This window comes from Phreatobacter sp., assembly GCF_051860605.1.
Lineage (GTDB): Bacteria > Pseudomonadota > Alphaproteobacteria > Rhizobiales > Phreatobacteraceae > Phreatobacter.
On the sequence record NZ_JBHYDR010000004.1, the window covers coordinates 372,281 to 394,821 of the forward strand.

18 protein-coding genes are annotated in these 22,541 nt (G+C 68.1%); 8 read left to right on the forward strand and 10 right to left on the reverse strand.

All coding sequences use genetic code 11. The annotated features are described in order from the left end of the window. The first annotated feature begins 388 nt into the window (after positions 1 to 388). Both ACTIFS_RS09550 and ACTIFS_RS09555 read left to right on the forward strand, forming a co-directional pair. On the forward strand, positions 389 to 1,582 hold the full coding sequence (locus ACTIFS_RS09550; protein WP_439573842.1) for an efflux RND transporter periplasmic adaptor subunit: 1,194 nt from the start codon (positions 389 to 391) through the stop codon (positions 1,580 to 1,582). Next, complete coding sequence (locus ACTIFS_RS09555; protein ID WP_439573843.1) at positions 1,579 to 4,650, forward strand: efflux RND transporter permease subunit; 3,072 nt, start codon at positions 1,579 to 1,581, stop codon at positions 4,648 to 4,650. Before ACTIFS_RS09550 ends, ACTIFS_RS09555 begins: the two co-directional genes overlap by 4 nt. 18 nt (positions 4,651 to 4,668) lie before the next feature. Here the strand turns inward: ACTIFS_RS09555 and ACTIFS_RS09560 are convergent, their stop codons facing one another. After that, on the reverse strand, positions 4,669 to 5,481 hold the full coding sequence (locus ACTIFS_RS09560) for a hypothetical protein (protein WP_439573844.1): 813 nt from the start codon (positions 5,479 to 5,481) through the stop codon (positions 4,669 to 4,671). A 223-nt stretch (positions 5,482 to 5,704) separates the two neighbouring features. On the opposite strand from ACTIFS_RS09560, the gene ACTIFS_RS09565 reads away from it, so the two are divergent. Then, entirely contained in the window at positions 5,705 to 5,965 is a 261-nt protein-coding gene (locus ACTIFS_RS09565; RefSeq protein ID WP_439573845.1) for a hypothetical protein, read from the forward strand. A 449-nt stretch (positions 5,966 to 6,414) separates the two neighbouring features. On the opposite strand, the gene ACTIFS_RS09570 is transcribed toward ACTIFS_RS09565, so the two are convergent. From ACTIFS_RS09570 to ACTIFS_RS09595, 6 genes are read right to left on the reverse strand one after another with little or no spacing between them, the layout of a single operon-like run. Next, positions 6,415 to 7,389: a Bug family tripartite tricarboxylate transporter substrate binding protein gene (locus ACTIFS_RS09570; RefSeq protein WP_439573846.1), complete on the reverse strand. Its 975-nt coding sequence runs from the start codon at positions 7,387 to 7,389 to the stop codon at positions 6,415 to 6,417. A gap of 26 nt (positions 7,390 to 7,415) precedes the next feature. Next, on the reverse strand, positions 7,416 to 8,288 hold the full coding sequence (locus ACTIFS_RS09575; protein WP_439573847.1) for an amidohydrolase family protein: 873 nt from the start codon (positions 8,286 to 8,288) through the stop codon (positions 7,416 to 7,418). Positions 8,289 to 8,308: 20 nt separating this feature from the next. After that, on the reverse strand, positions 8,309 to 8,941 hold the full coding sequence (locus ACTIFS_RS09580) for a flavin reductase family protein (protein WP_439573848.1): 633 nt from the start codon (positions 8,939 to 8,941) through the stop codon (positions 8,309 to 8,311). Beyond that, positions 8,941 to 9,324 (reverse strand): RidA family protein, encoded by a 384-nt coding sequence (locus tag ACTIFS_RS09585; protein ID WP_439573849.1) that lies wholly within the window; start codon positions 9,322 to 9,324, stop codon positions 8,941 to 8,943. Before ACTIFS_RS09585 ends, ACTIFS_RS09580 begins: the two co-directional genes overlap by 1 nt. Before the next feature lie 11 nt (positions 9,325 to 9,335). Continuing rightward, a complete protein-coding gene (hpaH, locus tag ACTIFS_RS09590; protein WP_439573850.1) occupies positions 9,336 to 10,139 on the reverse strand; it encodes a 2-oxo-hept-4-ene-1,7-dioate hydratase in 804 nt (267 codons plus the stop codon). Positions 10,140 to 10,186: 47 nt separating this feature from the next. Beyond that, positions 10,187 to 11,038, reverse strand: a complete 852-nt coding sequence (locus ACTIFS_RS09595; protein WP_439573851.1) for a fumarylacetoacetate hydrolase family protein — start codon at positions 11,036 to 11,038, stop codon at positions 10,187 to 10,189. Positions 11,039 to 11,212: 174 nt separating this feature from the next. On the opposite strand from ACTIFS_RS09595, the gene ACTIFS_RS09600 reads away from it, so the two are divergent. From ACTIFS_RS09600 to ACTIFS_RS09620, 5 genes are all read left to right on the forward strand, one after another. Next, on the forward strand, positions 11,213 to 11,983 hold the full coding sequence (locus ACTIFS_RS09600; RefSeq protein ID WP_439573852.1) for an IclR family transcriptional regulator: 771 nt from the start codon (positions 11,213 to 11,215) through the stop codon (positions 11,981 to 11,983). 219 nt (positions 11,984 to 12,202) lie between these two features. Then, the gene (locus ACTIFS_RS09605; protein ID WP_439573853.1) at positions 12,203 to 14,206 is read left to right on the forward strand and encodes a hydantoinase/oxoprolinase family protein; all 2,004 of its coding nucleotides are present in this window, start codon (positions 12,203 to 12,205) and stop codon (positions 14,204 to 14,206) included. After that, positions 14,203 to 15,783, forward strand: coding sequence for a hydantoinase B/oxoprolinase family protein (locus ACTIFS_RS09610; RefSeq protein WP_439573854.1), 1,581 nt, complete (start codon positions 14,203 to 14,205; stop codon positions 15,781 to 15,783). The genes ACTIFS_RS09605 and ACTIFS_RS09610 overlap by 4 nt, the downstream gene beginning before the upstream one ends. Continuing rightward, positions 15,780 to 17,429, forward strand: coding sequence for a long-chain-fatty-acid--CoA ligase (locus ACTIFS_RS09615; protein ID WP_439573855.1), 1,650 nt, complete (start codon positions 15,780 to 15,782; stop codon positions 17,427 to 17,429). Before ACTIFS_RS09610 ends, ACTIFS_RS09615 begins: the two co-directional genes overlap by 4 nt. Positions 17,430 to 17,523: 94 nt before the next feature. Beyond that, a complete protein-coding gene (locus ACTIFS_RS09620; RefSeq protein ID WP_439573856.1) occupies positions 17,524 to 18,963 on the forward strand; it encodes an NAD(P)-binding domain-containing protein in 1,440 nt (479 codons plus the stop codon). Between the two features lie 28 nt (positions 18,964 to 18,991). On the opposite strand, the gene ACTIFS_RS09625 is transcribed toward ACTIFS_RS09620, so the two are convergent. The 3 genes from ACTIFS_RS09625 to ACTIFS_RS09635 are packed head-to-tail and all read right to left on the reverse strand — an operon-like array spanning position 18,992 to position 22,538. Further along, positions 18,992 to 20,668 (reverse strand): dipeptide ABC transporter ATP-binding protein, encoded by a 1,677-nt coding sequence (locus ACTIFS_RS09625; protein WP_439573857.1) that lies wholly within the window; start codon positions 20,666 to 20,668, stop codon positions 18,992 to 18,994. Beyond that, positions 20,665 to 21,510, reverse strand: coding sequence for an ABC transporter permease (locus ACTIFS_RS09630; protein ID WP_439573858.1), 846 nt, complete (start codon positions 21,508 to 21,510; stop codon positions 20,665 to 20,667). The genes ACTIFS_RS09625 and ACTIFS_RS09630 overlap by 4 nt, the downstream gene beginning before the upstream one ends. Then, entirely contained in the window at positions 21,507 to 22,538 is a 1,032-nt protein-coding gene (locus ACTIFS_RS09635) for an ABC transporter permease (RefSeq protein WP_439573859.1), read from the reverse strand. Before ACTIFS_RS09635 ends, ACTIFS_RS09630 begins: the two co-directional genes overlap by 4 nt. Positions 22,539 to 22,541 lie beyond the last annotated feature (3 nt).

Consider the following 22,541-nt stretch of genomic DNA (forward strand, 5'->3'; position numbering starts at 1 on the left):
ATGGCCACCCGGTTCGCAAAGCAGCCATTGATCCCGCGTTGCGAGCTGACCGGGTTTGCGGGGGCAATTCTCAACGCGAAAGTGATGCACGGGTCGTCCGCCAGTCCTCCGTCCTGACACAGTTTGCAGGGAATACCCGTTCCGTTCCAGGCGCTGTCGGCTGGGTCCGGCCCGCGGCGGAACGCCGCGCTGGCGCCTCATATGGGAACCAGCCGGGCTCGCCGATGTTAACAGGCGCGTCGATGCGGGCCATTGCGGCCCAATTGGTCCGGCCAGGACGCTTGCCTTCCGCAAGTCGCTTGCCCCGGCGATATATCAGCCTCCGGCGAGATCTTGCCTCCGGCCGGAACCGCCCGTTGCGCGGGGCTCTCGATCCGAAGGACCCATCATGGCGTCACCCGCCTCTGCCACTTCGACCTCCTGGCGCGTCGCGCTCGCCGCGATTGTTCTCGCCGCCGCCATGATCGGGGCGATCGCCTTGCTCCGGCCGGGCTGGATCGGCCTCGGCCCGGGAGAGCCTTCGCGTTCCGACCGGCCGGTTGCGGCCCAGGCCGGGACCCCGGTCGAGACAGTGCGCGCCGCGACGGAGCGCGTGGCCGATCAGGTCGAGGCCCTCGGAACGCTCGCGGCCAACGAACAGGTGCCGATCGCTGCCGAGGTGGCCGGTCGCATCGTTGCCTTCCACTTTCGCGAGGGCCAGGAGGTCGAGGCGGGGGCCAGGCTGGTCGATCTCGATCCGACGATCGCTCAGGCGGAATTGCAGCAGGCGGAGGCCAACCTGTCTCTCGCCCAGGATGTCTATGACCGCAGCCAGACGCTCGTGCAGCGCGGCGCGGGCACGCAGGTCGCGCTGGAACAGGCGACCGCCCAGCTTGCCGTCGCGCGGGCCAATGCCGCTGCGGCCCGTACGAAGCTCGGTCAGCTGACGCTGTCCGCGCCGTTCAGCGGCGTGGTCGGCCTCAGATCGACCAGCGTCGGGACGATCATTCCAGCCGGGCAGGCCATCACGACCCTGACCGGGCTCGACCCGATCAAGGTCGATTTCTCCATTCCCGAACTGTTCCTGTCCTCGGTGAGCACCGGTCAATCTGTCGACGTCCGGGTCGATGCCGTCCCGGACCGGCGCTTCACCGGCAAGGTCTATGCGATCGATCCCGTCGTCGATCCCTCCGGCCGGACGCTGCGCCTGCGCGCCACCATCGACAATGCCGACCGGACGCTGCGTCCGGGGCTGTTCGCCCGCGTCGCTCTCACGACCGCGGTGCGCGATGATGCCATCGTCGTGCCGGAGGCGGCTCTCGTCGCCTCGGGGACGGGCCAGGAATCGGCGATCTACATCATCTCCGAGGGCCGCGCCGCGATGAAGGTGGTCGCCACCGGCCGCCGCTTCGACGGGAAGGTGGAGATCACCGAGGGGCTGAGGGCCGGTGAACAGGTCGTGGTGGCCGGTCACGTCCGCCTGCGCGATGGCGCCCGCGTCACGGTGACGGAGGCTCCGTCCCGGCTGCAGCCTCCCGCGCCTGCCTCCGCGACCTCAGCGGCGGCACAGCCCATTCCCGCTCCGGCGAGGGCGGTCCCATGAACCCGTTCGAGATCTTTGTCCGCCGGCCGGTCCTTTCGACCGTGCTCAGCATCCTCGTCGTGCTGATCGGCGCGGTCTCCTATTCGCGACTCACTGTCCGCCAGTTTCCCAATATCGACGAACCCGTCGTCTCCGTGCGCACCACTTATCAGGGTGCCAGCGCCGAGATCATGGAGACGCAGGTCACCCAGGTCCTGGAGGATTCGATCGCCGGCATCGAAGGCATCGAGATCATCACCTCGCAGAGCCGCCTGCAGCGGAGCAACATTTCCGTGCGCTTTCGTCCCGAGATCAATCCGGATGTCGCCGCCTCGGACGTGCGTGACCGGGTGTCGCGCGTGCGCGGCCGGTTGCCGGACGAGATCGACGAGCCGATCATCGCCAAGGTCGAGGCCGACGCCCAGCCCGTGATCTACCTGTCGCTGACCGGGGATGGCCTGAGTTCCCTCGAACTGACGGATTTCGCGAGCCGCTTCATCGTCGACCGCATCCAGACGGTCACCGGCGTGTCGGAGGTGCGCATCCAGGGGCAGCGCACCTATGCGATGCGGATATGGATCGACCGGGCGCGCCTGGCGGCCTACAGCCTGACCGTGCAGGAGGTGGAGGCGGCGCTGCGCGCGCAGAACATCGACATCCCTGCCGGCCTCGTCGAGAGCCAGAGCCGCGAGTTCACGGTGCTTTCCCAGACCGGCCTCACCACGCCGCAGCAGTTTCGCCAGGTCGTGCTGCGCGATTCCGGTGGCTCGGTCGTGCGCCTCGGCGATGTCGCGAAGGTGGATATCGGCCCGCGCGACCGTCGGACATCCGCCTGGTTCGGCGGTGTCCCATCGGTGACGCTCGGCGTGGTCAAGCAGGCCACCGCCAATCCGCTGGATGTCTCCGCAGGCGTCAACAGGGCACTGCCGGCCCTCATCGAGGATCTGCCGACCGGCATGCGCCTTGCGGTTTCCTACGACAGCTCGGTCTTCATCGCGCGCTCGATCTCGGCCGTCTATGTCACGATTGCCGAGGCGATCGGGCTGGTCGTGCTCATCATCATCCTGTTCCTTCGTTCGGCCCGCGCCACGCTGATCCCGCTTGTCACCATTCCCATTTCGCTGATCGGCGCCTTCGCCATCATGCTGATGTTCGGCTTCACGGTGAACACGCTGACGCTGCTCGCGCTGGTCCTGGCGATCGGTCTCGTCGTCGACGACGCCATCGTGGTTCTGGAAAACATCTACCGGCATGTCGAGGCCGGCATGGCACCGCTCGCGGCTGCCATCCGCGGCATCCGCGAAATCGCCTTCGCCGTGGTCGCCATGACGCTGACCCTGGTCGCAGTCTATGCGCCCATGGCCTTCGCCACCGGCCGCATCGGCAAGCTGTTCATCGAGTTCGCCCTGACTCTTGCCGGCGCCGTCGTTGTCTCGGGCTTCGTCGCCCTGACGCTGACGCCGGTCATGTGCGCCAAGCTGCTGCGCCGCCAGGAGAGCCACGGCCGCATCTACAACACGCTGGAGCGGGGGTTCCAGGCCTTGACCAACGGCTACCGGCGATCGCTCGCCGCGGCTCTCGCGGCCCGCTGGCTGGTGGTCGTCATCGCGCTCGCCACGGCCGCCGTCGGCGCCCTGTCTTTCTCCACGCTGCGCTCGGAACTGTCGCCGGTGGAGGATCAGGGCACGGTTCGCGCGGTCGGCACCGCCCCGGAGGGCGCAACGCTGGCCTTCACCGCCGAATATGCCCGCCGCATCGAGCCGGTTCTGGCCGCTCATCCCGACGTCCAGGCCTATTTCACCATCGTCGGCTTTCCCGAGGTGACGCGGGCCATCGTCATCGCCCGGCTGAAGCCATGGGAGGAGCGCAGCCGGTCCCAGCAACAGATCGTCGCCGAGCTCAACCGGGAGTTCCAGAAGATCCCCGGCATCCGGATCTTCGCGACCAATCCGCCCTCCCTGGGCGGCGGGCGCGCCAACACGCCGGTGGAGCTCGTCATCCGCACGTCCGAGCCCTATGCGACGCTGAAAACCTATTCGGATCGCCTGCTCGAGGCCGCCGCAAACTCACCCGCCCTCAGCAACCTCGACAGCGACCTCGTCCTCAACAAGCCGCAGATCCGGGTGGGCATCGACCGCCAGCGCGTGGCGGACCTCGGCCTTTCGATCGATGTCATCGGACGCACGCTTGAATCCCTGCTCGGCGGGCGGCAGGTGACGCGCTTCACCATGAACGGTGAACAATACGACGTGGTGGTGCAGGTTGCGGACGCCGAGCGGGCGACCCCCGACATCCTCAGCACCATCTATGTCCGCTCCTCGCGCGGCGAGATCGTGCAGCTCTCCAGCGTGGTGACGACGACCGAAACCATCGCGCCGCGCGAGCTCAACCGCTTCAACCAGCTGCGCGCCGCAACCATCACTGCGACGCCTGCGCCTGGCTATTCGCTCGGCGATGCGCTGGCGGCGCTGGAAACTGCCGCGCGCGAGGTGCTGCCGCCCACCGTGCAGATCGATTACGGGGGCCAGAGCCGCGAGTTCCGCCAGTCGAGCGCCAGCATCTTTCTGGTGTTCCTGCTCGCTCTCGGCTTCATCTATCTCGTCCTCGCAGCCCAGTTCGAGAGCTTCGTCGACCCCTTCATCATCATGATGTCGGTGCCGCTCTCGCTGACCGGGGCGCTGCTCGCCCTGTCGCTGACCGGGGGCACGCTGAACGTGTACAGCCAGATCGGGCTGGTGACGCTGATCGGCCTGATCACCAAGCATGGCATCCTGATCGTCGAATTCGCCAACCAGCTGCGCGCGGAGGGCCGCGAGAAGACCGAGGCCCTGGTCGAGGCGGCGGTCCTGCGGCTGAGGCCCATTCTGATGACGGCGGGGACGATGGCGCTCGGCGCTATTCCGCTGGCGCTTGCGACGGGTGCAGGCGCGGAGAGCCGCTCTCAGATCGGCTGGGTGATCGTCGGAGGCATGAGCTTCGGGACGTTGCTGACGCTCTATGTCGTTCCCGTTGCCTACAGCATCCTGTCCGGGCAGGCCGTTGGCGAAACCGAGGCTTCACAGGAGGCGCTGGCAAGGCCGGCCGCGTGAAGCGTGACCCTGCCGGGGTCAGGAGCGGGCATCGTCCGCGCTGCGGCCGCCAAGGCCTTCGAGTCGGCTGGCGACAAGTACGAGCGCCGACCATGCGACGGGGATCGAAAGTCCCGCCAGCAGCCCCGTCCAGGGTCGTCCTGCGGCCGCCAGCACATGCAGCACCGCAAGGAACCCGACGAACCCGACCAGCATGACCAGCCCGTTGGCGAGCGCTGCGGCCACCACCGTGCCGCCGAGCCTGCGATGCATGATCAGGATGAAGCTCGTATAGCTCGCCGGGAACATGGCAGCGATCCCCGAAGCGCCCGGCCCGATGCTCTCCGACACCAGAACCACCGTGACCACCACGGTCATCACGATCATCGCGCGCAAGGGGATGTCGAACCATCTGCGGACGGGAGGGACAGCGACAAGGGCATGGCGCCAGCGCCGCGTCGCCAGGATGCCGAGCGCGAAGCCGGCGAGGTTGCAGATGATGGCGGCGGGCGCCGTCCAGTCCACCAGCCGGGTCGCCAGCGAGAAGGCGAGCCAGGCGGTCAGCATGGCCAGCCACGATGTGGCAAGGCTGCCGCCGCGACGGGCGACGGCGGCATAGGCAATGACGGTCGGCACGAGCGCGACCGTGGCCGACAGACTGGCGAGCGACGCCTCGGCGATGAAGGCCGCGTCGTGGTCGAGCATCAGCACGACATAGGCCGGACCGGTCGAGACCGGCAGCGACAGGACCATGGCGGCGAGGAACGGCCGCGTGCGCTCGGCGACGAGAGAGGCCGCGACGACGATGAAGGCCGTCGATAGGGCCTTGATGGCAAGAGACAGGAGCGTCACGGATCGTCACCGCGGTTGGGGGAAACGGCTTAGCGCGCCTGCGGGCGGCGCGACAGCGTTCCAGCGCAGGCCATGCCTGCGTCACCGCCTTTGCGACAGCGGGATGCGCGGTGCCCGTCCGGGCCGGCCGCCTTGGGAGAGCCTAGCCGGAGCGGTTCATGGAACCCGGCTTGTCCTGGTCCGTTGGTCAATACCTGGCCTGCAGCACCAAGAGGCGATCACCATGACCAGTCATCGAAAATCCGTACAGCCCGAGGCTCTTGCCACGCTCGGCGAAGCCTCGCGGGCAGGCGGCAGGAAGCCTGACGACATCGGGCTGTCTGCCACGCCCGACACGACCCCTGTTCCCACCCGGCCTGACCTGAAGGACGAGGCAGCGACGAAGGTTTTGCGCCGCGGAGTGATGGGATCGGATGAAGGCGCCGATGCGGCCGCAAAAGCGCTTCCCGACCGCACCGCAGACGGGCCGAAGTCGGCAGGATGAGGAGAAGACAGATGTTGAACCGCCGGCTTCTCGTGGGATGTTTCGCAATCGCATTCATGCCTTCCGCCATCGCCCAAGTTCCCCCGGCCCAGCCCGATGGGGGCATGGGCGGAGCCAGTTCTGCGGGTGGGTCTTCGGGCGGCGGGATGACCCGCGACGACGAACTGGCGCAGGGCGTGGAGGCCGGGCACGAGGGTCGTCCGCAGCGCGATGAACAAAACAGGCGCGAAGGGCAGGAGGCTGTCGAGGTTGACCCGACCCCTAATCCGCGAAGCCCGTCTTCGGGCGGTGTGCCAAGCAATGCTCCGCCGGGACGCGAAACTCCGCGCCAGTAGCGGAACGGGAGCCATTGTCGGGAAGCTGCCATCCTGACCGGGGCAACAACGGACTTGCCGCAGCCTCGGGTAAGGCTGCGGCTTGCCGCGGTAGCCGGCTCGGGGCGGAAAGTTTCAGTTCGGACGCAGTTCGAGCCGCTTGATGACCGGCAACCAGGTCGTGTCTTCCTTCTCCAGATATTGGGCAAACGCGGCACGGCTCATCGGAGCAGCCATGGTGCCGATGGTCCGCAGACGCTCGCGTACGGCGGGCTCGGACAGGACCTTGACCGCCGCGGCGTGAAGCTTCTCGACGATCGCCTCGGGCGTGCGCGCCGGCAGCATCAGTCCTGTAAAGGTCTGCCCGTCAAATTCCGGGTAGCCAAGCTCGATGAAGGTCGGGACATCCGGCAGGTCGGGTGAGCGCTGTGCGCCGGTGATGGCCAGCGCGCGGGTGCGGCCGTCCTTCAGGAACGGCGTCGCCACGGAGAGCTGGTCGAGGTTGAAGTCCATGTGGCCGGCGATCACGTCGCTGGTGGCCGGCGCGTTGCCGCGATACTGCACGGTCGTCCAGCTGACACCGAGCTTGGCCTGCATGACCTCGCTGATCAGGTGGTTGGTCGTTCCGGCACCGGGCGATGCCATCTTCAGCGGTTCGCCCGACTGGCGGGCGCGCGCGAGGAAGGCCGCGAAATCCGCCGTGCCGAGATTCGGGCGCACCTGCAGGACGAGTGGGGTGAGGGTCACCGCGGTCACGGGGATGAAGTCGCGGCGCCATTCATAGGCCCGCCGGGCCGCCATTTCCGGTGCGAACAGGATCGGCCCATTGGCCCCGATAAGCACCGTATAGCCATCAGGCTCGGCCTTCGCGACCGACTCGGCACCGATCAGGCCTCCGGCGCCCACCCGGTTCTCCACGATGAAGGGCTGGCGAAGCTCCTGCTGGAGCCGTTCGGCGAGGATGCGCGCGGCGACGTCCACGTTGCCGCCGGGCGGATAGGGCACGACGAGGCGCACCGGTCGGGCGGGCCATTCCTGCGCCTGTGCCGCGACGAGCGGCGTGAAAGCCAGGACCACGCCGGTCAGGGCGACAGCCAGAATGCGTCTCATGTTTTCCTCCCAGGTTCTGGTTGCGGTCATGTGTTGAAGCCGAAGAAATGCGCGGGATTGTCGACAAGCACCGCCTGCCGCTCCGCCTCGCCGTCGAGGGCGCGGTCGATGAAATCGAGGAGTTCGCCCTCGTTCGGGGGCTGTTTGGTGGAGACGGGATGAGGCCAGTCGCTGCCCCAGACGACCCGGTCCGGGGCCGTCTCCATCAGCCGGCGCACCACCGGTATGACATCGTCCCACGGCGCGCCGCGGCGGGAAATCTTCTCGGTGAGCGAGAGCATCACCCACACATTGCCGCGCTTCAGCAGGTCGACGACCTTGGCAAGGCTTGCGTCGCTCTCGCCGTTTTCGGGGTTCGGGCGGCCCATATGGTCGAGGAGCACCGGGATATCGAGCCTCTCGAACGGTTCGATATTGCCGGCGACGCCCTCAACCTCCGGCTGCACCTTCACATACCAGCCCAGTTCGCGGATGCGCGCGAGCGTCCGGGAGAAGCTCGCCTGGTCAAAGGAAATGCCGAGGCCCGCGCGCGTGAACCGGGCGCCCCGGACGCCCGCCGCATGCAGCCGCTCCAGATAGCCGTCGTCCTTCTCGGCAAAGACCGCGGCATTGGCGCAGCCGCGATAGTTGGGGCCGGCGACCGCCAGTCCGTCGAGCGTAACGGCATGGTCGGCACCATAGGTCGTGGGATGGACGATGACGCCCCTGGCGATTCCGAGAGTGGCATGCAGCTTCAGCGCGGTCTCGATGGTCGCCGTCGGCATCTCGTAGACCGCACCCGGCCGCACCGGGTAGCGGTCGGCAGGTCCCAGCACGTGGAACTGGCTGTCGCAGGCGAGCGGCGGCAGCGGCCGTGTCGGTGGCCGGGGATGGGGATTGAAGGGAAGGTAGGTGGCCATGAATCTGTCCTGCGGCGCCGTCACGATTTCGAGGTCTGGTGGAGGGGACGCTGGGTGATGATCTCGCCGAGCCGGGTGTAGTTCGGCCCGGCAATACGGCCGACCGGGTCCAGCCTGCGGGTATCGACCTTGCCGTCTTCAAGGAGATCGGGGCGCAGGCGGAACACCAGCACCTCGCCGACCAGCAGCCGGCTGCGGGTCTCGCCGAACTCGATGCAATGACGCAGCCGGCATTCCATGGCGACTGGCGGCGCGCGCAGCCGTGGCACCCGCACGTGCAGGCTTGGCGCCGTCTCCAGACCCAGGACCTCGGCCTCGCTCACCTCCGGAGGGTGTTCCTCGGCGCTTTCATGGAGCGGCCCGAGAAGCGAGGAATCCGCGATATGGACGACGAACTCCTCGCTGCGGAGGATGTTGGTCGCCGTGTCCTTGTAGGTGTCGCCCTTGCGCCCGACGCTGATCGCGAGCAGGGGCGGTTTCGGCGAGACGAAGGTGAAATGGCTGAACGGCGCGAGGTTGAGCACGCCCTTATCGGACAGGGTGGTCACCCAGGCGATCGGCCGCGGCACGACCAGTCCGGTGAGCAGGCGATAGCTCTGCTCGGCCGGCAGGCTTGCGGCGGCGATGTCGGTGGTCTGCGTCACGGCATCCATCAGTCCATCACCGCCACGAAGTCGCACTGAACGAGCTTGCCGCCGTCGAGATCGCCGGCCATGGCCTGCCGTGCCGGCCGTGTGGCCGGATCGGGGAACATGGCGAGCCACTCCCGGTTGACGGGTTCGCGCTGGCTGCGGTCGGCGAGCCAGACGGTCAGTTTCACGATGTCGTCCGTGCTGCCGCCGGCCGCCTGCATGATCGCCCGGATATGCCCGAACATCAGGCGGCACTGCTCGTCGAGCGTATCGGCCGGCTTGCCGGTGGCGGGATCAAGGCCGAACACGATGCCGGACATCAGGATGTTGCCGACCCGGCTGGCGGCGGGGATCGGGTTCTTGTGGCCGAAGCCCTCGACATAGATGCTGGTTCTGCGCGCCATGGTGCGGGCCCTCAGCCGAAATGACAGGAGACGGTGCCGAACGGGCCGTAATCGGCATGGATCGTGTCGCCCCTGGCGCAGTCGATCGGCCGGATGAACGAGCCGGAGAGGATCACCTGGCCGGGTTCCAGCGCCACGCCGTGCGGGGCCAGCTTGTTGGCGAGCCAGACGATGCCATTGGCGGGATTGTTCAGAACGCCGGCGGCGACACCGGTCTCCTCGATCTGGCCGTTGCGCGAACAGATGACCGAGATCCAGCGCAGGTCCGCCGCATCCGGGCGGAACGGGCGCCCGCCGATGACGATGCCGCAATTGGCTGCATTGTCGGCGATGGTATCGACCACCTTGCGTGTCGCCTTGGTGGCGGGATCGACACGCTCGATGCGGGCATCGAGGATTTCCAGCGCCGGCACGACATAGTCGGTGGCGTTCAGCACGTCGAAAATGGTGCAGTCAGGCCCTTCGATCCTGCTTTTCAGCACGAAGGCGAGTTCCGCCTCGGCGCGCAGCTGCACGAAGCGGTCGGTCGGGATCGTGCCGCCATCAGCGAAGAACATGTCGTCGAGCAGCACGCCGTAGTCGGGCTCGTTGATGTTGACGGCGCTCTGCATCGCCCGCGACGTCAGGCCGATCTTGCGGCCCTTGATCACCCGTCCACCGGATACTTTCAGCGCCACCCAGGCGCTCTGGACCTTGTAGGCATCGTCGATGGTCAGGCCCGGATACTGGAGGCTGAGCTGGCCGATCTGCCGGCCGCTGCGCTCCGCCTCTTCCAGCCTTGCGGCAGCGTCGTCGATCTGGGCCTTGGTGAGCATGGCGGTCTCGCGGCAGGAAAACAGAACGGGGAAGGCGGGGGGAGGGATCAGGCCTCGTCGGCCACCCCGTTGGACAGGAGGCCGATCCGCGGAACCTCGATCTCGACCGTGTCGCCGGGCTTCAGCCAGCGTGGCGGATCGAACCGAGCGCCCGCGCCGGTGGGCGTGCCGGTGACGATGAGATCGCCGGGCTTCAGGGTTGCGAAGGTCGACAGATAGGCGATGAGATAGTCGAACGGGAACATCAGCCGGTCCGTGCTCTCGTGCTGACGCACCTCGCCATTGACCCTGGTGGTCAGTTCGAAGGGCCGGTCGTCGCCGGCCTCTGCCCGCGTCACGATCCACGGACCGATCGAGCCCGAACGGTCGAAGTTCTTGCCCTGGGTGACGTTGAACTTGCCGTGGTGCAGCCAGTCGCGGACGCTGCCCTCGTTGCACAGCGTGTAGCCGAAGACGTGGTCCATCGCGCGCTCGCGCGGGATGTGCCGGCCCGCCTTGCCGATGACCAGGACGATCTCGCCTTCATAGTCGAGCTGGGTCGAGACCTTCGGTCGCTCCAGCGGCTCGTCATGGCCGACAAAGGACGACGGCGTGCGGCAGAACAGGCTCGGATATTTGGGCAGCTGCGAGCCGTCCTTGTACTCGGCGTTGCGGTCGGCATAGTTGACGCCGATGCACCAGATTTTTTCGGGCGTGCGGATCGGGATGCGCAGCGAGACGTCGGACAGCGCAACGTCGCTCGGCTCGCTGGCAAACAGCCCTTCCGACAGCAATCCCGCAGCGATCGCCTCTTTCAGGTCCGGCGCGTCCGCCAGCCGCGAACCCAGATCGAGAATGCCGTCGTCGCGGACGATCCCGTAGCTGTCGCGGCCGGAGAGCCGGTAGCTCGCAACCCTCATCTGACGCCTCCCGATGCGTTTCCTGCAGGCCCCTGGCAGGGCTCGATCTCTTGAGTGCCATCATGGCCGGCCCTGCGCCGGGCTCAATGGAAAGCTGCCGCACTTGTCCATATGATGGACACGAGGCCGTTGCGGGACGCGCCTCCTCCGATGCCGTTCGTGAAGGGAGGTTCGATGCCGTCACGACCCGCCACCAGCGACGGCGCGCAGGCCATCCGCCGGGCCGTCAACCTCCTGCGCGTCCTGTCGATGGCCCGGGAGACCGGCTATGGCCTCACCGATCTTGCAAGGCTCACGGGCCTGTCGCACCCCACCGTGCACCGGATGCTGCGGGCGCTCATGGACGAGGGCCTGGTGGAGCAGAAGGCTTCGACGCAGCGCTACATGCTCGGCGACCAGATCCATCTGCTCGCCCTCGCGCGCTCGCGCCAGTCGCCGCTGATCGAGGCGGCCGAGGCCCATCTCGACCGCCTGTCCGAGGATGTGGGCGACACCCTGTTCCTGACCCAGCGGACGGGAGCGGAGACCATCTGCATTGCCCGCAGGCTTGGTGCCTATCCGGTCCAGGTGGTGCCGCTGCGGGTCGGCGACCGCCGGCCGCTCGGCGTGTCCAGTGCGGGGCTCGCCCTGCTCGCCGCCCTGCCGCCGGAGGAGGCGCGGGACATACTGGCTCAGAATGCACGGCGCCTCTCGGAATACCGCCTGACGGTGGAGGCCTCGATGGCGCTGGTGCGCGATGCGCGCCGGCTGGGCTATGCGCTGCGCGACCGCGGCATCGTCCCCGGCACCCGGGCCGTCTCCATCGTGCTCCGCGACATGGCCGGCCAGCCTTCGGCGGCGCTGACCGTGGCAGGCGTGACCCGCCGGCTCTCCCACCGGCGCATCCCGGACATTGTCGAGGCGCTGCGCCAAACCTCCTCGCGGATCGAGCGCGCGATGCCCTGAGGGCGCAAGCCGGATCGGCTCGCGCAAGCCGGCGGCAGGTCAAGGGGAGCGGCCCCCCCCCCGCGGGAGCCCCGACCATGCATGGCGGCTATTCTCGCTCTTTCCGTGAACCCGATTGCGCGGGCCCCCGGCGGCGCGGCAGGCTGAGCGCGGATCTTGCATGTCGCGCTCGCGGCCGAGGGCATGACGGCACGGCAGGACGAGTTGGGGAGATCGGCGTTGGCGGGCAGATTATGGGATGTCGGCACGGATATCGGAGGAACCTTCACCGACATTATCGCCGTCAGCGGTGACACCGGCGAGACCCGCATCGCCAAGGTTCCCTCCCGGCCCGACGCGCCCGTGAGAGCGATGCTGGAGGCGCTGGCCTCTGTCGGCCTCGGCGAAGGCGATTTGCGCCGTTTCGTGCACGGCACCACCCGCATCACCAATGCGCTGGTCGAGGAGCGCCTGCCGCGGGTGGCGCTGGTGGCCACGGCGGGCTTCGAGGACGTGCTGGAAATCGCCCGCTACCGGCGTCAGGAGCTCTACCGCCTCGACATCCCGCCGAAGGCGCCGCCGCTGGTGCCGGCCGCGCTGTGCTTCGGCCTTCGCGAACGCGTCGATCATGCCGGGGCGGTTCTGACGCCTCTCGAGGATGGCGAGATCGACCGTCTCGTCGCCTGGCTCCGCCAAAACGATGTGCAAAGCGTCGCGATCTGCCTGCTGCATTCCTACGCAAATCCTGACCACGAGAAGCGACTGGCCGAACGGCTTGCCGGCGTGGTGCCGCATGTCTGCGTCTCCCACGAGATCAATCCGGAGGCGCGCGAATACGAGCGGGCCTCGTCGACGGCCTTCAACGCGGCGGCCATGCCGATTGCTGTCGAATATCTCACCGAGCTCGAGGAGAAGCTTCCGCTCGGCGCCGGCCTGCAGGTGTTTCATTCGGCCGGGGCCATGGTGCCGGTCCCGGCCGTCAAGCGCCGGCCGATCGTCATGGCCATGTCCGGCCCCGCCGCAGGCGTTGCCGCATCCGCGCGCATGGCCCGCCAGTTGAACCGGCCGCGGGTCCTGACCTTCGATATGGGCGGCACGACCACGGATGTGTGCCTGATCGTCGACGGGGCTGCCGAGATGGCCGATACCCGCATGGTGGGCGGGCGGCCGCTGCGCCAGCCGATGCTCGCCGTCCATTCGATCGGCGCGGGAGGCGGTTCCATCGTCGATATCGGGCCCGGCGGGCTGACCGTCGGCCCGAAGAGCGCGGGGGCGGTGCCCGGTCCGGCCTGCTACGGCCGGGGCGGGGGGCGCGCCACCATCACCGACGCCAACGCCATTCTCGGCTATCTCGACCCGGAGGCCCGGCTTGGCGACGCCATCGAACTCGATATCGAGGCGGCCCGCCAGGCCATCCAGCCGATTGCCGACAGGCTCGGTCTTGCCCTCGACGCGACGGCGCTCGGCATCGTCAAGGTGGCCAATGCCACCATGGCGCGGGCCCTGCGGCGGGTCACGGTCGAGCGCGGCATCGACGGGCGCGACTGCACGCTGCTGGCCTTTGGCGGTGGCGGCCCCATGCACGCGACGGGCCTTGCCGACCTCTATGGTCTGGCCGAGATCATCGTTCCGGCCGCCTCCAGTGCCTTTTCCGCGCTCGGTTGCCTCACCGCCGACCTGTCCTTTCTCCAGCAGCGCACCCTGCGCATGGCCGTGAAGGGCTTTGCGGCCGAGATCTTCGATGCACGCATCGGCGAACTGGTCGATGAGGCCCGCGAGCCGCTGCTCGCCAGCGGCGTCGCGGCCGCAGACATCGCGATCGAGCATGTTGCGCTGATGCGTTACGCGGCACAGAGCGACAGCATCGCGATCGGCTTCGACATGCCGATGGATACGGCGGACCTCGTGACCCGCTTTCATGCCCGCCATCATGAGCTGTTCGGCTATGCGACGGGCGAGGACTGCGTCATCGAGGCGGTGCGCGTCCGGGCGACCCGGACATCGGAGACGGACTTTTCCAGGCCGGATGTCGGCCGCCCGCCGGTCAGGGAGCGCTCGCGCCCCTGCATCTTCGACGGAAGCGGGCCCGTCTCGACCGCGATCCTTGCGCGGGAGACGCTGGCCGCGCCTGTCCACGGCCCGGCAATCATCGAGGATGCCTGGTCCACCGTCGTCCTGCCGCCAGGCTGGCAGGCCAGGCCCGACAGCCTCGGCAATCTCTTCCTGACCCGGAGCAAGCCATGAGCACGCTGGACCCCTTCGTGGTAGAGGTCATCCGTCATGGCCTGTCCGCCGCCGCCGAGGAGATGAGCCTGGTCATGACGCGCTCGGCGCGTTCGCCGCTGCTGCGCGAGGCCGGCGACCTGTCCTCCGCCATCACCGACGCCGAGGGCGGTCTGGTCGGGCAGGGGCGGGACATCCCCATCCATCTCGGCGCCATGGCCTATACGATCCGGGAACTGCTCAAGGTCTGCCCCTCCGCCGGCATGAAGGAGGGCGACGCGATCATCTACAATGTCGGCGCGCTCGGCGGGAACCATCTGAATGACGTGAAAGTGGCCCGTCCGGTCTTCGTCGATGGCCGGCTGATCGCCTTCGCGCTCAGCCTCGCCCATTGGCCCGACGTCGGCGGAAACTGGCCCGGAAGCTATTTCGCACAGGCCCACGACACGTTTCAGGAAGCGATCCGCATTCCGCCGATGCCGATTGCCAGCGCTGCCGGCCTCAACCGCCCGGTGCTCGACTTCATCCTGGCCAATGTCCGCGACCCCGTCTCATGCGAGGGCGACCTGATGGCCCAGATGGCGGCGACGCTGGCTGCCGAGCGCCGCATCCGTGAAATCTGCGCCCAGCACGGCACGCAGACCTTTGTCGATGCCATGGTCCGCCTTCACGACCTGTCCGAGGCGGAGATGCGCGCGGCGATCGCCGACCTGCCGGACGGCACCTATGAGGGCGAGGACTTCCTCGACGACGGAGGGCCGGAAGGCGAACCCGCGCGAATCCATGTGGCCATCGAGATCCGGGGCGACGAGGCGACATTCGACCTGTCGGGCTCGGCCGACCGGGTCGCCAATTTCTGCAACACGACGCCGTTCATCGCCCGCTCCGCAGTGGTCTATGCCGCCCGCATCATGAGCGGTCGCGACATGCAGCAGAACGCCGGCGCGCTTCGTCCCATCACCATCGTCACGCGCCCCGGCTCGATCCTGGAGCCCGGCTGGAACGCGGCGGTGGCCGCAGGCAACCACGAGACCTCGATGCGGGTGGTCGATGCCGTGTTCCGGGCCATGGAGCATGTCATTCCCGAACGTCTCTCGGCCGGCGGGCCGGCCACTTCGGGCCTCCTCGCCTTTGCCGAGCCGATGCCGGACAGCTCCTGGCGGATGCTCTACGAGGTGCATGGCGGCGGGGAGGGCGCCCGTCACGACCGCGACGGCTGCCCGGCGACGCGCGTGCATCTGGCCAATACCTCCAACACGCCGGCCGAGATGATCGAGGCCAACTACGCCATCCGGGTCGAGCGGCAGGCGATCCGCCGGGATTCCGGCGGGCACGGTGCTCATCGCGGCGGCGATGGCGTGGTCCGGTCCTATCGGGTTCTGGCCCCGAGCATGTGGCTGACCACCTGCGTCGAGCGGTCGGTGATTCCGACCTACGGGCTGAGGGGCGGCGGCGACGGCCAGCCCTACCGCATCACCCTGGAGCGCGCCGGCCAGTCCGAACGGCTGTCGGGCAAGGCCAATCTGCTGCTTCAGGCCGGCGACCTCGTGACGCTGGAGAGCTGCGGCGGCGGCGGCTTCGGGACGCCTCTCGCATGAGCGTCTGGCCGGCCGGTGTCGCGCGCACCCTCGGCCCCTTGCCGCAGAGCCTCGGCGCGGCACTGAGGGAGACGGCGGCCCGGCGCGGCGAGGCGCTGGCCATCGCCTTCTACGGGGCAGAGATCAGCTTCGCCGAACTCCTGCGGCGTGTGGAGAGGCTCGCGGCCTTCCTCCAGCACGCCTGCGGGGTCCGGCACGGCGATCGCGTGCTGCTCGACATGCAGAACTCGCCCCATGCCATCATCGGCTATCAGGCGATCGTGCGGGCGGGCGCGGTGGTGGTGCCGGTCAATCCCATGTCCGTGCCGGAGGAGATTGCCTATCTGGCGGCCGACAGTGGCGCCACGGCTGCCCTGATTGGCGCGGAACTGATCGGCCGCTTTGCGGCGCTTGCGCCGTCGCCGCTCGGCCATGTCATCGTCGCCTCCTATGGCGACGAGATTCCTGGCGACACGCCCTTCCGCCTGCCGCCGGTGATCGGCGAAAGCGTTCTTGCCGACAGGCCTCCACCCGGTTTCATCGCCTGGGCCGAGGCGCTGGGCGAGGAGCGTCCGCCGCTCGACGATATCAGCGGGACCGACGATCTCTGTGTCATGCCCTACACATCGGGCACGACCGGCCGGCCCAAGGCCTGCATGCACACCCATGGCAGCGTGCTGTTCACCGCCTTCGTCCAGGCGCGATGGTATTCTTACGACGATGCCACGGTGCTCACCGGCTTCATGCCGATGTTCCATGTCGCGGGCATGCAGCTGGCGCTCAACGGCTGCGCGGCCTGCGGCGCCACCGTCGTGGTCATGGCCCGCTGGGACCGCGATCTCGTCGCGCCGCTGTTCAGGCGCTACGGCGTGACCCTGTGGAGCGCCGCGCCGACCATGGTGGTCGACGCGCTGTCCGCCGAGGGCTTCGACGAGGCCGCCTTCGCGCGGCTGAAGATCATCACCGGCGGTGGCGCGGCCATGCCGGCGGCGGTCGCGGCCGAACTCAAGCGGCGCTGGAACCTCTCCTATGTCGAGGGCTATGGGCTCACCGAGACCATCTCGCCGAGCCATCTCAACCCCGTCGACAGGCCGAAGCCGCAATGCCTCGGCGTGCCGGTGCAGGAAACCGATGCGCGCATCATCGATGCGGAAACGCTGTGCGAACTGCCGCGGGGCGAAGCCGGCGAGATCGTGGTGTCTGGGCCGCAGGTGATGCGCGGCTACTGGAACCGGCCGGAGGCCGACGCCGAGACCTTCATCATGCTCGACGGCAAGCGGTTCCTGCGCACCGGCGACCTCGCCTCCGTCGATGCGGAGGGCTATTTCCACATGGTCGACCGCCTGAAGCGGATGATCAGCGTATCCGGCTTCAAGGTGTGGCCGTCGGAATGCGAAGCGGTGCTCTACCGCCATCCCGCCGTGCAGGAATGCTGCATCGTCTCCGCACCTGACCCCTATCGCGGCGAGACGGTGAAGGCCTTTGTCGTCCGGCGGGCCGGCATGGATCTGACGGCCGATGAGCTCATCGTCTGGGCGCGCGAGGCCATGTCCGCCTACAAGGTGCCGCGGCTGGTCGAATTCGTGGCAGCCTTGCCGCGGACCGCATCCAACAAGCTCGACTGGCGCTCCCTGCAGGACGCCGAATGGGCGAAAGCCGTGTCATGACCCGCCTTGTGAGCCATTGCGGTGAGGGTCAGGATATGGCCGGCATCTTGCCTGCCCGAGCCGTGCCCCCTTTCGCATGCCGTCCGAGACCGAGATGACACCTACCTGCCTGCCCGACCTTGCGGCCCGCATCCGCGATGATCTTGCGCGTATCGCCCATCCGCGTGCGCCCTGGCTGAAGGCGCGCAAGGCGCCGGACGGATCGACGGCGCTCGACGTGCTCGTGGTGGGGGCCGGCCAGTCGGGCGTCGTGACGGCCTTCGGGCTGAAGCGCTCGCGGGTCGACAATGTTCTCGTCATCGACAAGGCGCCCTATGGGCAGGAAGGCCCGTGGGTCACCTTCGCGCGCATGAACACCCTGCGCAGCCCGAAGGATTTCACGGGTCCCGATCTCGACATTCCAAGCCTCACCTACCAGTCCTGGCACGAAGCCCGGTATGGGGCCGACCATTGGGCTGCTCTCGACCTGATCGACCGGGCCGACTGGAACGACTACCTGCTGTTCGTCCGCCAGGTGACAGGCGTTGCGGTCGAGAACGACACCGAACTCCTGTCGCTGGAGGAAGCGGACGGGCTTGTCGCGGCGCGGCTGAAAGGCCCGGCGGGCGAGCGCACGGTCTTCGCCCGCAAGGTGGTTCTGGCGACCGGGCAGGAATCCACCGGGAGGTGGTGGATGCCGGACTTCGTGGAACGCCTGCCGCCCCGCCTGCGCGCCCATGCGGCCGACCCCATCGATTTCGCCGCACTCAACGGCAGGGTGGTGGCGGTGCTGGGGGCGGGCGCCTCGGCCTTCGACAATGCCGCGGTGGCGCTGGAGGCGGGCGCGCGATCGGTGCATCTGTTCTGCCGCCGGCTGGAACCGCAGGTGATCCAGCCTTACCGCTGGATCACGTTCCGGGGCTTCATGAAGCACCTGGCCGACCTCGACGATGCCTGGCGCTGGCGGTTCATGAGCCGGGTGCTGGGTCTGCGCGAGGGTTTTCCCCAGGCGACCTACGATCGCTGCGCGGTCCACCCGAACTTCGTGCTCCATACCGGCGCGCCGTGGACGGCCGCCCGTGTCGAGGACGACAGGGCGGTTGTGGAGACACCCCATGGCGCCTTCACGGCCGACTTCCTCATCTGCGGCACCGGTATCGCCATGGACTTCGCCGCACGACCGGAACTGGCCGCCTTCCACGACAACATCCTGACCTGGGCGGACCGCTATCGCCCGCCGGCAGAGGAGCGCGACGACCGGTTGTCGGCCTTTCCCTATCTGTCACCCGACTACCAGTTCATGGCCCGCGATCCCGAGCGCACGCCCTGGATCGGCAGCATCCACCTGTTCTCGATCGCCTCGACCATGAGCTTCGGGCCGTCAGGGTCGTCCATCAACGCCATGACCACGGCGGTGCCCCGTCTTGTCGATGGCATCACGCGCGCGCTGTTCAGCGAGGACGTCGCGGCGCACTGGCAGGCCTTCCTCGCCTATGACGTGGCGCAGGCCGAAGTGCGTGACACCGTGCCGGGGCTGGGGCAGGCAGCGGAATAGGGACCGCCAGTCCTGCCGCGCTGATGACCTAGCCCGCCACCGCCGGCTGCCTCGCCCGTTCCATCGCAGCTTGCGGGTCGAAATGCGGAATGGCGGCGATGAGCTGGCGGGCATAGTCGGAGGCCGGACGGGTGAACAGCGCATCGCTCGGCCCCTGTTCGACGATCCGGCCCTTCTGCAGGACGATGCTGCGCTCGCACATCATGCGCACCACGTTCAGGTCGTGGCTGACGAAGAGGTAGGAAAGCCCGGTGTCCCGGCGCAGCCGGTCCAGCAGGTGCAGGATCACCGCCTGCACCGAGACGTCGAGGGCAGCGGTCGGTTCATCCAGCACGAGAAGCCGTGGCCGTGCCGCAATGGCGCGGGCAATGCCGACCCGGGCTTTCTGGCCGCCGGAGAGCTGATGGGGAAAGCGGCCGAGCAGGTCGACCGGCAGCCCGCAGCGTTCGGCGCATTCCGTGACCTTGGCGCGCAGGTCCCGGCTGTCCTGGACGCCCGCGAGCAGCTTCAGCGGATCGGCGATGCAATCGAAGGCGGAAAAGCGCGGGTTGAGGCTGTCGCCGTGGTCCTGGAAGACGATCTGGATGTCGCGGCGGTATCGCGAGCGATAGAACTCGCGCGAGCCGATCTTGCCGATATCCTCACCGTCGAAGGCGATGGTGCCCTCGCTGTGGTCGAGCAGACGGCAGACGAGCCGCGAGATGGTGCTCTTGCCGGAGCCGGATTCGCCGACCAGTCCAAGGCTCTCGCCCGGCGCCAGGTCGAAGGAGACATCGTCGACCGCGCGGAAAGCGTCATCGAAGGTCTTCACAAGCCCGGACACCTGCAGCAGGGGTCCGGACGAGCGCGTGGAGGTGACGCGCGCCGGCGCGGCCGGCGGCGCCTCGGTCTCGACCACGAGGCTCTGGACAGTCGAGGTCCGTGTCGGGGAGGCCGCGACCAGGCGCTTGGTATAGGCATGGCGCGGATTGCCGAACAGTGTCGCGGGCGGCGCCTCCTCCACGACCAGACCCTGCTCCATCACGGCAACGCGCTGGCAGTACTGGGCAGCAAGCCCCAGATCGTGGGTGATCAGGATCATCGCCATGCCGCGCCTGGCCGTGATCTCGGCGAGCAGGTCCATGACCGTCTTCTGGGTCGTCACGTCGAGCCCGGTGGTGGGCTCGTCGGCGATGAGCAGCGTCGGCTCACAGGCGATCGCCATGGCGATCATGACGCGCTGGCACATGCCGCCGGACAGTTCGTGCGGATAGGAATTGAGCCGCGCGGCCGGATCGCGGATCAGCACGGATTCCAGCAGCTTGAGCGCCTTCTCCCGCGCCTCGGCGGCGGAGATCGACTGGTGGGCACGTAGCACGTCGGCGATCTGCAGGCCGACCGTGCGGATCGGATTGAGCGCAGCACGCGGGTTCTGGAAGATCATTGACATGGCCGCGCCGCGCAGCGGCTGCAGCATCCTGCGCGAGGCGCGGGTGATGTCCTCGCCGCGGAAGGTGATCCGGCCACCGGTGATCCGACCGGCGCGGTCCAGCAGTTGCATCACCGAGAAGGCGGTGACGGACTTGCCCGATCCGGATTCACCGACAATGCCCAGCGTTTCTCCGGCATCGAGCCTGAGCGAGACGCCCTTGAGCGCCTCGACCAGCCCGTTGCGGGTCGAGAACGTGACCTTGAGGTCGTCGATGGTCAGGAGCGGCGCGCTCACGTGCGCATCCTCGGATCGAGGATGTCGCGCAGCCCGTCTCCGAGCAGGTTGAAGCACAGGACCGCACTCATCAGCGCAAGGCCGGGGAACACCACCAGCCACCACTTGCCGGTGGTGATGAAGCGCGCACCTTCCGCGACCATGATGCCCCATTCGGGGGTGGGCGCCTGCACGCCGAGCCCGAGGAACGACAGGCCGGCCGCATTGAGGATGGCCCAGCCGAGGTTGAGCGAGATCTGGACCGCCATGGCCGGCAGCACATTGGGGAGCAGGAACAGCAGCACCACCCGCGTGTGGCTGTTGCCCGAGGCCCTGGCGGCCTCCACCCAGCCGGAATTGCGGCGGACGTTCACCTCGGCCCGCGCGAAGCGGATGTAGAACGGCAGGTTGATGATGGCGGTGGCGTAGATGATGTTCTCCACGCGGTTGCCGAGCGCCGCCACCAGCGCCATGGCCAGGACGAACAGCGGGAAGGCCATCAGGACGTCCACGAACCGTCCGACCCAGCGATCGAGCGATCCGCCCGCATAGCCGCAGAAGGCTCCGATCATGGCGCCCGCCACGAAGGACAGCGTCACCGCCGAGGCGGCGATGGCCAGGTCCAGCCGGGTCGCGACGATGACGCGCGAGAACACGTCGCGGCCCAGCTGGTCGGTGCCGAACCAGTGCGCGGCACTGGGCGGCTGCAGGGCCAGCGGCACATTCGAGACCGTCGGTCCGTAGGGCACGAGCCAGGGGGCGGCGAGGGCAATCAGGATCAGGACAGAAGCCCCGATCGCAGCCAGAAGCGTGACCGGGTTGCCGCGCAGGACATAGGCCGAGTGGCGGAGGACGGCGCTCATTCGACGGAAATCCTCGGGTCAGCGAGCCCGTAGAGTACGTCGATGGTGAGGTTGACCATGACGAAGATGAAGGCCATCAGCAGCACGAATCCCTGCACCGGCGCATAGTCGGAGGTCAGCAGCGCGTCGAGCGCGTAGGAAGCCACGCCCGGCCAGGAGAAGACCTTCTCGACCAGCACGTTGGCGCCCAGCATGGTGGAAAAGACGATCCCCATGATGGTGAGCACCGGCAGGATCGCGTTGCGCAGCGCATAGACGAGCACGACGCGCCGCCGCGACAGGCCGAGTGCCTCGCCGGTCCGCACGAAATCGCTGGTCATCACCGACAGCATGGCCGCGCGGGTCATGCGGGCGAGCGGGGCGAGAACGAACAGGGCCATGGTCGCGGCCGGCAGCACGAGCTGGCTCGCCGCCGCCCGCCATGATTCCCATTCGCCTGCCAGCGCGGCGTCGATCAGCAGGAAGCCCGTGACGGTGGGCGGCTGCGCGGCGAAGACATCGAGCCGGCCCGTCGGGTCCGGCGCGATGCCGAGGATGTAGTAGAAGGCGTAGATCAGCAGTAGCCCGGACACGAAGGTCGGCACGCAGACGCCCAGCGAGCACAGGAAGCGCACGCCGTGGTCGACGATGGAGTTCGGCCGCAGCGCCGCAAGGATGCCGAGCGGCAGCGCCAGCGACAGGGCCAGCAGCAGGGCCGTGAAGGTCAGCTCGAGCGAGGCGGGAAGCCGGTTGATCAGGTCGGTCACCACCGGCTGGCCGGTGTTCATGGACCGGCCGAGATTGCCGGTGAGAATGTCCTTCAGATAGAGCACCAGCTGCTGGAGGATCGGCTTGTCGAGGCCCATCTGCTCGCGGACCATCTGGATCTCGGCCTCGCCCGCATTGGGGCCCGAGGCAAAGAAGATGGCCGGATCGCCCGGCAGCACCCGCATCAGCAGGAAGGTGAAGACGATCACGCCGAAAAGCGCCGGAACGGATGACAGGGCCCGCCGTCCCGCGCGCTTGCCGATGGCAACTGCAAGGTTCATCGC

What these genes read in the sequence shown, in the direction of transcription:
- ACTIFS_RS09550 (WP_439573842.1), top strand. Translation starts at nt 389, where the DNA reads ATGGCGTCACCCGCCTCTGCCACTTCGACCTCCTGGCGCGTCGCGCTC.
- ACTIFS_RS09555 (WP_439573843.1), top strand. Translation starts at nt 1,579, where the DNA reads ATGAACCCGTTCGAGATCTTTGTCCGCCGGCCGGTCCTTTCGACCGTG.
- ACTIFS_RS09565 (WP_439573845.1), top strand. Translation starts at nt 5,705, where the DNA reads ATGACCAGTCATCGAAAATCCGTACAGCCCGAGGCTCTTGCCACGCTC.
- ACTIFS_RS09570 (WP_439573846.1), bottom strand. Translation starts at nt 7,389, where the DNA reads ATGAGACGCATTCTGGCTGTCGCCCTGACCGGCGTGGTCCTGGCTTTC.
- ACTIFS_RS09575 (WP_439573847.1), bottom strand. Translation starts at nt 8,288, where the DNA reads ATGGCCACCTACCTTCCCTTCAATCCCCATCCCCGGCCACCGACACGG.
- ACTIFS_RS09580 (WP_439573848.1), bottom strand. Translation starts at nt 8,941, where the DNA reads ATGGATGCCGTGACGCAGACCACCGACATCGCCGCCGCAAGCCTGCCG.
- ACTIFS_RS09585 (WP_439573849.1), bottom strand. Translation starts at nt 9,324, where the DNA reads ATGGCGCGCAGAACCAGCATCTATGTCGAGGGCTTCGGCCACAAGAAC.
- hpaH (WP_439573850.1), bottom strand. Translation starts at nt 10,139, where the DNA reads ATGCTCACCAAGGCCCAGATCGACGACGCTGCCGCAAGGCTGGAAGAG.
- ACTIFS_RS09595 (WP_439573851.1), bottom strand. Translation starts at nt 11,038, where the DNA reads ATGAGGGTTGCGAGCTACCGGCTCTCCGGCCGCGACAGCTACGGGATC.
- ACTIFS_RS09600 (WP_439573852.1), top strand. Translation starts at nt 11,213, where the DNA reads ATGCCGTCACGACCCGCCACCAGCGACGGCGCGCAGGCCATCCGCCGG.
- ACTIFS_RS09610 (WP_439573854.1), top strand. Translation starts at nt 14,203, where the DNA reads ATGAGCACGCTGGACCCCTTCGTGGTAGAGGTCATCCGTCATGGCCTG.
- ACTIFS_RS09615 (WP_439573855.1), top strand. Translation starts at nt 15,780, where the DNA reads ATGAGCGTCTGGCCGGCCGGTGTCGCGCGCACCCTCGGCCCCTTGCCG.
- ACTIFS_RS09620 (WP_439573856.1), top strand. Translation starts at nt 17,524, where the DNA reads ATGACACCTACCTGCCTGCCCGACCTTGCGGCCCGCATCCGCGATGAT.
- ACTIFS_RS09630 (WP_439573858.1), bottom strand. Translation starts at nt 21,510, where the DNA reads ATGAGCGCCGTCCTCCGCCACTCGGCCTATGTCCTGCGCGGCAACCCG.
- ACTIFS_RS09635 (WP_439573859.1), bottom strand. Translation starts at nt 22,538, where the DNA reads ATGAACCTTGCAGTTGCCATCGGCAAGCGCGCGGGACGGCGGGCCCTG.